The 11524-nt window shown below is 70.8% G+C and carries 9 protein-coding genes; 2 read left to right on the top strand and 7 right to left on the bottom strand.

Annotated features, from left to right (window positions below):
• Positions 1-103: 103 nt before the first annotated feature.
• The 6 genes from ACFV9M_RS02440 to ACFV9M_RS02415 form a co-directional block, all read right to left on the bottom strand.
• Positions 104-1804 carry a carbohydrate-binding module family 20 domain-containing protein gene (locus ACFV9M_RS02440; protein ID WP_385076019.1) on the bottom strand — a complete coding sequence of 567 codons (1701 nt, stop codon included), beginning with the start codon at positions 1802-1804 and terminating at the stop codon, positions 104-106.
• Between the two features lie 421 nt (positions 1805-2225).
• Positions 2226-3275, bottom strand: a complete 1050-nt coding sequence (locus ACFV9M_RS02435; RefSeq protein ID WP_385076022.1) for a LacI family DNA-binding transcriptional regulator — start codon at positions 3273-3275, stop codon at positions 2226-2228.
• Positions 3272-4957, bottom strand: a complete 1686-nt coding sequence (locus ACFV9M_RS02430; RefSeq protein WP_385076025.1) for a glycoside hydrolase family 13 protein — start codon at positions 4955-4957, stop codon at positions 3272-3274. Before ACFV9M_RS02430 ends, ACFV9M_RS02435 begins: the two co-directional genes overlap by 4 nt.
• 25 nt (positions 4958-4982) lie before the next feature.
• On the bottom strand, positions 4983-5882 hold the full coding sequence (locus ACFV9M_RS02425; protein ID WP_385076085.1) for a sugar ABC transporter permease: 900 nt from the start codon (positions 5880-5882) through the stop codon (positions 4983-4985).
• Entirely contained in the window at positions 5876-6886 is a 1011-nt protein-coding gene (locus ACFV9M_RS02420) for a carbohydrate ABC transporter permease (protein WP_385076028.1), read from the bottom strand. The genes ACFV9M_RS02425 and ACFV9M_RS02420 overlap by 7 nt, the downstream gene beginning before the upstream one ends.
• A gap of 23 nt (positions 6887-6909) precedes the next feature.
• On the bottom strand, positions 6910-8184 hold the full coding sequence (locus tag ACFV9M_RS02415) for an extracellular solute-binding protein (protein WP_385076031.1): 1275 nt from the start codon (positions 8182-8184) through the stop codon (positions 6910-6912).
• A gap of 405 nt (positions 8185-8589) precedes the next feature.
• On the opposite strand from ACFV9M_RS02415, the gene ACFV9M_RS02410 reads away from it, so the two are divergent.
• Entirely contained in the window at positions 8590-9654 is a 1065-nt protein-coding gene (locus ACFV9M_RS02410; protein ID WP_385076033.1) for a LacI family DNA-binding transcriptional regulator, read from the top strand.
• A gap of 245 nt (positions 9655-9899) precedes the next feature.
• On the opposite strand, the gene ACFV9M_RS02405 is transcribed toward ACFV9M_RS02410, so the two are convergent.
• Positions 9900-10847 (bottom strand): zinc-binding alcohol dehydrogenase family protein, encoded by a 948-nt coding sequence (locus tag ACFV9M_RS02405; protein ID WP_385076035.1) that lies wholly within the window; start codon positions 10845-10847, stop codon positions 9900-9902.
• 88 nt (positions 10848-10935) lie between these two features.
• On the opposite strand from ACFV9M_RS02405, the gene ACFV9M_RS02400 reads away from it, so the two are divergent.
• Complete coding sequence (locus ACFV9M_RS02400; protein WP_385076038.1) at positions 10936-11406, top strand: MarR family winged helix-turn-helix transcriptional regulator; 471 nt, start codon at positions 10936-10938, stop codon at positions 11404-11406.
• Positions 11407-11524 lie beyond the last annotated feature (118 nt).

Raw genomic sequence — 11524 nt, 5'->3', positions numbered from 1 at the left:
GCGGGTCGCGGGCGGCGTGGGTGGTGCTGTGGTCGCCCGGTGCGCCGCCGTGAGGGCGGCGCACCGGGCGGTCGTGGGGGCAGGACCGTGAGGGGGGACCGGCTCAGCTGCGCCAGGTGTCACTCAACGTGATCTTGCCGCTGGAGGGGACGGTGGCGGTGCGGTTGCTGCCGCTCTCCCAGGTGACGTTGCCGGAGGCGTCCTTGCGGATGTACTTGTACTCGAAGGAGGTTCCGGCGGTCAGTTCGACGTCGAGCTTCCACACGGGGTAGCTCGTCGGGTCGAGCTTGAGGGCGTTGGCGGTGTTCCAGCTGCCGAGCGCGCTCTGGTTGCCGGTGACGTAGATGTTCTCGCCGTAGACCGTGGTGGCGTTGACGTTGAACGACGCGCCGGTGCTGACGGCCGGCTCCTCGCTCGTGTCGTCGCCGCACGAGGTCGCCCCCGTGTGCAGGGCGAGCGCGGTGTTGGAGCCGAGCGTGGCGGTGAACTGGCCGGAGCTGTTCACGGTGACGGGCTGGTTGCTCTGGACGTCGCAGTAGGTGCCCGCGGGCAGCGAGGTCTGGAAGGTGCTGGTCAGCGAGGACGACTCGTGGTTGATCACCACGTAGGCACTGCTGCCGCGGCCGAAGGCGATGGCGTTGTTGCCGTTGTCCCACCAGTTGGTGACCGCGGCGTCGCCGGCGGTGTTGCGCCAGCCGATCATGCTCGCGATCTCGCGCCAGGCGTGCTGGCACTTCCACCCCTCGGTGTAACAGGCGTTCACCTGGCCGCTGTTGGGCGGGCCGGCGTCGTGGTCGGAGAACTCGTAGCCCGAGTGGACGTCCGGGGAGCCGTAGGGCCAGGCCAGCATGAAGACGTTCGCCAGGGTGAAGTTGGCGCCGTCCTTGTAGGTGAGGGTGGCGCCGGTGCGCTCGGTGTCGTGGTTGGTGACGAACACGGAGGAGGTGGCGCTGGGCAGGTAGCCCCAGGCCTCGCCGAAGTTCTTCAGGTACGACAGCTTCTCGCTGCTGAAGATTCGCTTGAGGTCGCGGCCGTAGGTGAACTCCTGGACGTCCCCGGTGCCCGTGTACTGGCTGGGCTGCACGGCCTCACCGGAGGCGCCGATGGTCTCCTGCTTCCAGTAGACGCTGGAGTTGGTGAGCCGGCTCTTGATGTTGCTCAGGTCCGCCGGGGCGATGTGCTTGGCCGCGTCGATGCGGAAGCCGTCGACGCCGAGCGAGAGCAGGTCGTTCATATAGCCGGCGATCTTCGAGCGGACGTACTCCTCGCCGGTGTCGAGGTCGGGCAGTCCGCCCAGCTCGCAGTGCTGGACGTTCCAGGCGTCCGCGTAGTTGCTGATCGAGGCCGTGCAGTCGTCCAGGTCGGCCGCGGAGTAGGTGCCCGGGTAGTCGTACTTGCTGAACGTGGAGCCTCCGGAGCCCGTTCCGGAGCTGTTCGCCATGTGGTTGATTACCGTGTCCACGACAACCTTGACGCCGGCGGCGTGGCAGGTGCTCACCATGGACGCGAAGGCGGTCCGGTCGCCCAGCCTGGTGTCGATCTTGTAGCTGACGGGCTGGTACGCGGTCCACCACGGGGTGCCCTGGATCCGCTCCTGCGGCGGTGACACCTGGACGTACCCGTAGCCGGCGGGCCCGAGGGAGTCCGTGCACGCCTGGGCGACCGAGCTGAACTTCCATTCGAACATCACGGCCGTGACGTCCTTGTCGCCGGGAGGCGCCGCCTGGGCGGTACCCGGCACCGTGACGGCCACAGCGGCTCCCGCGACGAAGGCGAGTGCAGCGGCCACGGTTCTTCTGGCCATGGTTCCTCCTGATCCACGCACGTGGGGGATGCGGATGAGAGGCCTCACGCAGCAACGCGCCGTGCCTGGGGGCCTGTTGACGGTTTTTGCTGAAACACGGCAGAACTTCTTGCGGTCGTGACCGTACGAGTCCGACCACCGTTGGTCAACAGGTGGCGCAAGAGCTCGTTCATCTTGTTGAAGAAGCCCAAGGTCAGGCGAACGCTCGGTGGTTGACTGGCTGAAAACTCTTTCGCAACCGTTGCAGCGGTGTTACGTTCAAACGCACTTCCGGTCCGGTGCGCCGGAGGGACGGGACGTACGTCCGACGCCCTCACGCGCCCGGCCCGCCGGACCGGTTGCACGACCGAGGCCCCGCGGCCTACTGCCGCCCCGCTGCCCCGACCAGGGCCGGCCGCGGGGCCTCTCCCGCACGGCCGGCTCACGCGTTCCACCGCGCGGTCGAGCCCCGCACCACCAGCTCCGGCTGGAACACGAACTCGGTCCGCTGCACGGGGTTCCCGTCGACCTCCTCCAGCAGCGCGTCCACCGCGGCCGTCGCCATGGCCTGGACGGGCTGGCGCACCGTGGTCAGCGGCGGATCGGTGAAGGCGATGAGGGGCGAGTCGTCGAACCCGATCACCGAGACGTCACCGGGCACGTCCCGCCCGCGCTCGCGCGCCGCGCGGATCACCCCCAGCGCCATGAGATCGCTGCCGCAGACGATGCCGGTGCACCCCTGGTCCAGCAGCGCGCCACCCGCCGCGTGGCCGCCCTCCACGGTGAACAGGGTCCGTCTGATGTTCCGTCCGATCGCCTCGCGGGGCACGCCCAGCTCGCTGCGCAGCGCCACCGCGAACGCCTCTGCCTTGCGCCACGACGGCACGAACCGGGTGGGGCCGATGGCGAGCCCCACCCGCTCGTGCCCCAGGTCGGTGAGGTGCCGCACGGCCATCCGGATGGCCGACCGGTCGTCCGAGGAGACGCACGACGCCCTGATCTGCTCGTTGAAGCCGTTGACCAGCACGAACGGCATGCCGCGGCTGGCGAGCTTGTGGTACCGGGTCGGGTCGGAGGTGAGGTCGGCGTGCAGCCCGGACAGGAAGACGATGCCGGTGACGTCCCGCTCCAGCAATTGCTCCACCAGCTCGTCCTCGGTGGCTCCGCCGGGCATCTGGGTGCACAGCACGGGCGTGTACCCGTGCCCGGCAAGCACCTGCTCGATGACCTGTGCGAAGGCCGGGAAGATGGGGTTGGTGAGCTCCGGGATGACGAGGCCGACCAGGCCCGCGCTGCGCTGGCTGAGCCGCATGGGCCGCTCGTAGCCGAGGACGTCGAGGGCGGCCAGCACCCGGCGCCGGGTGCCGGCCGCCACCCCCGGCTTGCCGTTGAGCACCCGGCTAACGGTGGCCTCGCTGACCTGTGCCTGGGAGGCGATGTCCAGGAGCCGCGGGACGCCTCGGTCGACGCCCCGCGGCAGGGAGAGCGTCACACCACAGCCCACCAGACAGTGCAGTCCGCCGGCAGCTCGACCTCGTCGGCGGCGTCCACGGAGGCATCGCTGCTCAGCAGGATCCGGCCCGGCGACGGCAGCCGGACGGGCGCGTCCGTGGTGTTCACGGTGCAGACCAGGTCGGACTGGAACGGCTCGCCCCCGGGCCGGCGCGAGGCGCGGCGGAAGACGAGGACGCCCTCGGGCGCGTCCAGCCACTCCACCCGGTCGCCGGCGCCCAGCGCGGCATGGTCCCGGCGCAGCGCCAGCGCGCTGCGGTACAGCTCCAGGGTGGAGTCGGGGTCGCCGGACTGCGCCTCGACGGACAGCTCCGCCCAGCTCGCCGGCTGGGGCAGCCAGGCCGGTCCGCCGGCGGGCCCGAAGCCGTACGGCGGCTCGCTCCCCGACCAGGGGATGGGCACCCGGCAGCCGTCGCGCAGCCCGTCCTGGCCGTTGTCCCGGAAGAACGACGGGTCCTGGCGCACCTCGTCGGGCAGGTCGGTCACCTCGGGCAGGCCGAGTTCCTCGCCCTGGTAGACGTAGGCGGAGCCGGGCAGCGCCAGCATCAGCAGGGTGGCCGCGCGGGCCCGGCGCAGCCCGCGCCCGGGATCTCCGTCGGCGAGGCGGGTGGCGTGCCGTACGACGTCGTGGTTGGACAGGACCCAGGTGCTCGGCGCCCCGATGGGGCGCATCGCGTCGAGGGACTCGTCGATGGTGAGCCGCAGCGCGGCGGCGTCCCAGCCGGTGCCCAGGTAGTGGAAGTTGAAGGCCTGGTGCAGTTCGTCGGCGCGCAGGTAGAACGCGGTGCGCTCGGCGCTGGGTGTCCAGGCCTCGGCGACGCCGATGCGCTGGTCCGGGTACTCGTCGAGGATCTCGCGCCAGGAGCGGTAGATCTCGTGCACGCCGTCCTGGTCGAAGAACGGCAGGGCCTGGTTGCCCAGCAGTTTCAGCTGCTCGCGGTGGCCGAGGTCGGGCAGCCCGGCGGCCTTCACCAGGCCGTGGGCGACGTCGATGCGGAAGCCGTCGACGCCCATGTCCAGCCAGAACCGCAGCACGGAGCGGAACTCGTCCCGGACGGCCGGGCTGTCCCAGTTGAAGTCGGGCTGCTCGGGGGCGAACAGGTGCAGGTACCACTCCCCCGGTGTGCCGTCCGGGTTCGTGGTCCGGGTCCAGGCGGGTCCGCCGAAGACGGACTCCCAGTCGTTGGGCGGCTCGCCGCCGTCGGTGCCGCGTCCGGGGCGGAAGTGGAACCGGTCCCTCAGCGGGGAGCCGGGGCCCTCCCGCAGCGCCCGGCGGAACCAGTCGTGCTGGTCGGAGCAGTGGTTGGGGACCACGTCGATGATGACACGCAGGCCCAGGGCGTGGGCGTCGCGGATCACGGCGTCGGCGTCGAGCAGGGTGCCGAACATGGGGTCGACGGCCCGGTAGTCGGCGACGTCGTAGCCGCCGTCGGCCTGGGGGGAGACGTAGAAGGGGCTGAGCCAGACGGCGTCGACGCCGAGTTCCCTCAGGTACGGCAACCGGGTCCGCACCCCCTCCAGGTCGCCCTCGCCGTCGCCGTTGCTGTCGGCGAAACTGCGCGGGTAGACCTGGTAGATGACGGCGTCGCGCCACCACTCGGGGCGGTCGGGGCCGCCGGCGCCTTCGACGCCGGGGACGGGTTCGGTCAGGTACTGGGTCATGTCTTCTCTTCCTGCGAGAGGACGGTCAGGACTTGGTGGCGCCCGCGGTGAGCCCCGAGACGAGGTGCCGCTGGACGAGGCCGAAGACGATCGCGGCGGGCACCGCGATGATCACGGCGGCGGCGGTCAGGGATCCCCAGTCGCTCGTGTACTGGTTGACGAAGGTCTGCAGACCGCCGGCGAGCGTGAGGTTCTCCTCGCCGGTCATGAACGCGGAGGCGTAGGCCACTTCGGCCCAGCCGGTGATGAAGGTGTAGAACGCGGTGACCGCCAGGCCCGGCTTGGCCAGCGGCAGCACCAGCCGCCAGAACGTGCCGAACGGGGTGAGCCCGTCGACCCGGCCGGCCTCGTCGATCTCCACCGGGATGCCGTCGAAGTAGCCCTTCATCATCCAGGCGCAGAACGGCACCGCGACGGTGAGGTAGGTGACGACCAGGCCCAGCGGCTGGTTGAGCAGCCCCAGGCCGGCCAGCAGGTTGTACAGCGGGACGATCAGGACCGCGACCGGGAACATCTGGGTGAGCAGCAGCATCCACATCAGCGGGCGCATGCCGGGGAACCGGAAGCGGCTGACCGCGTAGCCGGTGGTGGCGGAGATGAAGACGCCTACCAGGGTGGTCAGGCCGACGACGAGCAGGGAGTTCTGCAGCCAGGCGAGGAAGTCGGTGTCCTGCACGACGTGGCGGTAGTTGCCCAGCGTGAAGTCCTTGACCAGCGAGGTGTCGAAAGCGTCGGACTTCGGCTTGAACGAGGTCACCACCAGCCACAGCGGCGGGAACACCGCGACGACGGCGGCCACCAGCAGCCCCGCGTGCAGTCCCACCGAGGCGATCAGGGAGCGTTCGGCGCGCCCGCGGCCCCCGCGCCGCGGGGCGGTGGCGGGTACGGGGCCGGCGGGTGCGGACGGGGTCGTGTCGGTCACCAGACGTCTCCCTGCTTGCGGAGCGCGCGGCGGTAGCCCGCCGCGAAGAGGGCGAGGAGGAGCAGGATCAGCACGCCCCAGGCGGCGGATCCGGCGTAGTCGCGCGGGCTGATGACGAAGGACAGCCGGTAGGCGTAGGTCACGAGGATCTCCGTGGCGTCGCCCGGGCCGCCCCGGGTCAGCAGGAAGATCACCGGGAACATGTTGAACGTCCAGATGGCGCTGAGCAGGACGACCGTGCTGGAGACCGAGCGCAGCCCGGGCAGGGTGATGTGCCGGAACCGCTGCCAGGGGCCGGCCCCGTCCATCTCGGCCGCCTCGTACAGGTCGCCGGGGATCGCCTGGAGTCCGCCGAGGAGGGCGATGAGCATGAACGGGACGCCGAGCCAGACGTTGACGGCGATGACGGAGATCTTCGCCCAGGTCGGGTCGTTGAGCCAGGAGATCTGCTCGAAGCCGGCGCCGGTGAGCAGCGTGTTGAACAGTCCGCTGCGTTCGTTGAACAGCAGCCGCCAGGTGAAGACGGACACGAACGCCGGGACGGCCCAGGGCAGGATGAGCGCGGTGCGGTAGACGCCGCGGCCGGCGAGTCTGCGGTTGAGCATGACGGCCAGGACCAGGCCCAGCACGAAGGAGAGCGCCACACAGGTGACCGTCCACACGATCGTCCAGGTGAGCCGGTCCCAGAAGACGTCGTCGGCGAGGATCGACGTGTAGTTGTCGAGTCCGACGTGCTCGTACGTGGCCGGGATGTGGTTGACGCCGATGGTGCGCTCGACGTTGGCCTCGTTGGCGTCGGTGAAGGAGAGGTAGAGGCCCCGGGCGAGGGGGTAGCCGATGATCAGCCCGATCACGATCACCACGGGGGCGACCATGCTCCAGGCGTACCAGTGGGTGGCGAGGGCGCGGCGCAGCCGGCCCGGGTGCTTGTCGGTGCTGCGGCGGCGACCACGGGGAGCCGGAGCTCCCGTGGTCTCCACCGTCGACCGGGTGGTGTCGACAGCCATGGGTGGGTCAGCCTTCCCGGGGCCTACTGGTAGTCCTTGAGGAGCTTGCGGTAGGCCTCGCCGTTCTCCTTGGCGGCCTGCTGCGGACTGGTCTTGCCCGCCAGGACGTTCGCCATCTGCACGCGGATCGACTCGAACAGGGCGTTGCCCTGGGCGATCCAGGGGCGCTCGACCGCCTTGTCGACGGCCGGCTTGAAGAACTTGACCATCTCGTTGTCCGCGACGGACGGGACCTCGTACACGGAGGCGCGGGTGGGCAGCAGGCTGAGCTTCTCGGTGGTCTGCTGCTGGACCTCGGCCGAGCTCATGTACTTCACGAAGGCGTAGGAGGCGTCCAGGTTCTTGGAACCGGCGTAGACCGACAGGTTCCAGCCGCCCTGCGGGGAGCCGGCCTTGACGCTGCCGGCCGGGACGGGGGCGACGCCGAGGTTGGCCGGGTCCTCGAACTTCTGGCCGCTCTTGACGTCCTCGATGGCCCAGGGGCCGTTGACCATCATGGCGACCTTGCCCGACTTGAAGGCGTTCTGCATGTTGTTCCAGCCGTCGGCCGCGTCCGTGATGGCCGCCTTGCTGTCGACCAGGTCCTTCATGGCCGCGTAGGCCTTGGCGCCGGGCTCGTCGTCGATGGTGATCTTCTTGGACTCCTCGTCGACCAGGTCACCGCCCTCGCCGTAGAGGTAGGGCAGGAACCAGTACGGGTCGTCGCCGCGCAGGTAGAGGCCGGTGGCGCCGGTCTCCTTCTCGATCTTGGTGGCGGTGGTCTTCAACTCCGTGAGGGACGTGGGCACTTCGACGCCGGCGTCCTCGAGCAGCTGCTTGTTGTAGAAGAGCGCCAGGGTGTCGATCACCTGGGGCACCGCGTAGGTCTTGTCCTCGTACTTGGTGCTGGCCGCCGCCTGCGGCAGGTAGTCGGCCTCGTTGTCCAGCGCGGCGGTGCCGTCGAGCGGGGCGAGGTAGCCGATGCTGGCGAAGTCCGCGACCCAGGCCACCTCGGTGCGCATCACGTCGGGGGCGCCGGAGTTGCCGCCGGCCGCGTTCTTGAACTTGGCGTTCGCCTCGCCGAAGGGCACGTTGACGTACTTGACGTCGACCCCGGGGTGTTCCTTCTCGAAGCCCTCGGCGAGCGCCTGGTAGGTCGCCTTCTCGGCCTCGTTGGAGGTGTCCCAGAAGGTGACGGTGCCCGAGAGCTCCTTCCCGGAGCCGCCGCCGTTGCTGTTGTCGTCGCTGTCCCCACCACAGGCCGTCGCCGTCAGGGCGACGGCTGCGATCAGCGCGGTGGCCGCGATGCCACGCCGCATGTGAACTCCTTCGACTGGGTCCCGGAAGAGGGCGGGGGCGCAGGTCGCCGCCCGCTGGCCGCTGCCTCGCGGCGCCGGGTAGCCAGGAACGTAACAGGGATGAAAAGTTCCCGAAAGGTCTTGCGGCAAGTTACAGCAAGTAGATTCCGGCCAATTTTCCTTGCAGAGAACGGGAGTTGACCGAACAGCGGCGCCCGGGGACCTGCTGGGACGCCGCCGACAGAGGGCGTGACATCCGGAATCAACCCTTCCGTCCGGCGCGGGTGCGCGCAGTTTCTGTAAGTGTTTTCTGCAAGTCCCGAGCGGGAGATGTGGAGGCGGCCGGTGCCGACCGGAACCCGGCGTGTCGCGGGCGGCGCGGCACGCGGTGGGCAACGCGGCGGCCAACAGGTACAGTCCACTGCCATGACCGCGCGACTCGCCGACATCGCAGCCCGGGCGGGGGTCAGCAAGGCCACGGCCAGCCGTGTGATCAACGGTGCGCGTGGCGTCGCCTCGGACACCCGCGCGTCCGTCCTCGCCGCGCTCGACGTCCTCGGCTACGAACGGCCGCCCCGACTGCGGCAGCGCGCGGAGCTGGTGGGGCTCGTCACCCCCGAGCTGGACAACCCGTTCTTCCCCGCGCTGGCCCAGGTCATCGGACAGGCACTGACCCGCCTCGGGCGGACCCCGGTCCTGGCGGCCCAGAGCCCGGGAGGGTCGACGGAGGACGAGCTCACCGCCCTGCTGGTGGCCCGGGGAGCGGCCGGGATCATCTTCGTCTCCGGCATGCACGCCGACACCACCGCCGACACCGGCCGCTACGAGCGGCTGCACGAGGAGAACGTGCCGTTCGTCCTCATCAACGGGTTCTCCCCCGCCATACGGGCGCCGTTCGTCTCTCCCGACGACCGCTTCGCCATGGCCCTGGCGGTGACCCATCTGACGGCACTCGGGCACACCCGGATCGGACTGGCGCTCGGGCCCGAGCGGTTCGTGCCGGTGCAGCGCAAGATCGAGGGCTTCCGCAGCGCCGTACGGGAGCAGCTGGGGCTGCCGGCCGAGGCGGCCGCCGAGCTGATCCGGCACTCCCTGTTCACCCTGGAGGGCGGCCAGGCAGCGGCGTCGGCGCTGCTCGACCAGGGGTGCACGGCCATCGTGTGCGCCAGCGACATGATGGCCCTCGGCGCCGTCCGCAGCGCACGGCAGCGCGGGCTGGCCGTACCCGGGGACGTCTCGGTGATCGGGTTCGACGACTCGCCCCTCATCGCCTTCACCGATCCGCCGCTGACGACGATCCGGCAGCCGGTGCAGTCGATGGGGCAGATCGCCGTCGAGGCGCTGCTGGAGGAAATGGCCGGGAACCCCTCCCCGCACACCGAGTTCGTCATCATGCCCGAGCTGGTGGTCCGGGGGTCGACCGCGTCCGCGCCGCGCGGGCGGCGGCCCGCCGCGCGGCACGGACGGGCGCCGGCCGTGCGCCGCGGCTGAACGGCCGGCGGCCCGTTGTTCACGGTCGTACCGGCCCGTTGTTCACGGTCGTACCGGCCCGCCGGCCGGTGCGGACACCGCCCGGCGCCGGTGCGGACACCGCCCGGCGCCGGTGCGGGCGCCGCCCTGACCGCGCCGACGCAGGTACCGCGCACGCGCGGGATCGGCCGGTACCCCTCGCACCTTCGGCCGGTATCGCTCGCCACTTCGGCCGGCACCACCGGGCCCGGGCGGGTCCGGGCGGGTCAGCCGATGCGGACGACGCTCTTGCCGCGGGTCCCGCCGGCGGCGAGGCGCTCGACGGCGGTGTCGAGGTCGGCCGGCTCGTAGGTGGCGGTGATGTCGATACGGACACGACCGTCCCGCACGAGCCGCATCGCCTCGCCCGCCGTTTCCGCGAGGCGTTCGGGGAAGGTCCGGCTGAGCAGGTCACTGTTGTAGGCGAGGACGGACTTGCCCTGCGCGAGCAGATCGTTGGCGTCGATCCGGACGGGATCGAAGGTGGCCATGTTGCCGTAGACGGCCAGCCGGCCGTGGGGGGCCAGATGATCGAGGCAGGCCAGCCGGGCGGGGCCGCCGACCGGGTCGAGGATCACGTCGAACCGCTCGTCGCCGAGGGCCGCGGGGAAGTCGTGGCGGGAGACCAGGCGGTCGTAGCCGAGTCCGGCGGCGTACTCGCCCTGGCGGGTGTCACCGACGACGCCGACGATCCGGCCCGCGCCGGCGGCGGTGGCGAACTGGGCGGCGAGACTGCCGACGCCGCCGAGAGCGGCGTGGACGAGGACGCTCTCGCCGGGCCGGACGCGCGTGACGGTGCGGATCAGGTCGTAGGCGGTGGGGGCGGCCCAGCCGAACGCCGCGGCCGTACGCGGGTCCACGCCGAGGGTGGGGAAGGCGAGCACGGCAGGTGCGACGACGACCTCGGCGAAGGCGCCGGAGCCGGTCAGCACCGCGACGTGCTGCCCGATGCGGGCCGGGTCGACGCCGTCTCCCACCGCGATGACACGCCCGGCGGCCTCGAAGCCGGGGACGAACGGCCGCGGGACGGGGAAGTGGCCGTCGCGGACGAGGACATCGCCCCACTGGATGCCGGCGTACTCCACCCGGACGGCGACCTCGCCCGCCCCCGGCGTGGGTGCGTCGACGGTGGTGAGGGTGTAGCGGTCGTCGGCGTCGAGAACGACAGCCTTCATGGGTATGCCCCCTGCGTTGACTCAGTATGCTGACACTCCCGACGGTAAGGCGACTCAGGTACCTGAGTCAACGCAGGAGGCTGATTCAATGGGCGGCGAGGCGGCCGGGATCCCGGCGGAGGAATATCTGTGCACCCGCATCCGGCGTGCCGAGCAGACGCTGACGGCACATCACGAAGCGGTCCTGCGCGGCTACGGCCTGACGATGACGCAGTACACGGTCCTGCTCACGCTCTCCCGGCAGGGCGGCATGTCCGGAGCCCAGCTGGCGCGGGCGTGCGGGGTCACCCAGCAGACGATGGCCACCGTACTGACCGGAGTGCAGAAGAAGGGGCTCATCGCCCGTGAGGCCTCCCCCGTGCACGCCAAGGTGCTCGTCGCCTCGCTGACCGAGGAGGGGGAACGTCTGCTGAGCCGGGCGTACGAGGAGGTGGTCGTCCTCGAACGGGCTCTCGGCGACGCGTTCACCCCGGCGGAGCACGCCGCGCTGTGCGATCTCCTCGAACGCGCGACAGCCGTCCTGGCCGACCAGACCCGCCGGGCCCGGAAAGCCCCGTGATCCGTGCCGGGGGACGGCGGCCGGCCGCGACCACCGGGCCGCGGCCGACTGCCGTTTTCAGCCGAGTGCCGTTGTCAGCCGAGTGCCGTTGTCAGCCGAGTGCCGTTGTCAGCCGAGT

Source organism: Streptomyces sp. NPDC059895 (assembly GCF_042731035.1).
Lineage (GTDB): Bacteria > Actinomycetota > Actinomycetes > Streptomycetales > Streptomycetaceae > Streptomyces.
This window is presented reverse-complemented; position numbering and strand designations above follow the sequence as displayed.

What these genes read in the sequence shown, in the direction of transcription:
- ACFV9M_RS02430 (WP_385076025.1), bottom strand. Translation starts at nt 4,957, where the DNA reads ATGACCCAGTACCTGACCGAACCCGTCCCCGGCGTCGAAGGCGCCGGC.
- ACFV9M_RS02405 (WP_385076035.1), bottom strand. Translation starts at nt 10,847, where the DNA reads ATGAAGGCTGTCGTTCTCGACGCCGACGACCGCTACACCCTCACCACC.
- ACFV9M_RS02400 (WP_385076038.1), top strand. Translation starts at nt 10,936, where the DNA reads ATGGGCGGCGAGGCGGCCGGGATCCCGGCGGAGGAATATCTGTGCACC.
- ACFV9M_RS02415 (WP_385076031.1), bottom strand. Translation starts at nt 8,184, where the DNA reads ATGCGGCGTGGCATCGCGGCCACCGCGCTGATCGCAGCCGTCGCCCTG.
- ACFV9M_RS02420 (WP_385076028.1), bottom strand. Translation starts at nt 6,886, where the DNA reads ATGGCTGTCGACACCACCCGGTCGACGGTGGAGACCACGGGAGCTCCG.
- ACFV9M_RS02410 (WP_385076033.1), top strand. Translation starts at nt 8,590, where the DNA reads ATGACCGCGCGACTCGCCGACATCGCAGCCCGGGCGGGGGTCAGCAAG.
- ACFV9M_RS02440 (WP_385076019.1), bottom strand. Translation starts at nt 1,804, where the DNA reads ATGGCCAGAAGAACCGTGGCCGCTGCACTCGCCTTCGTCGCGGGAGCC.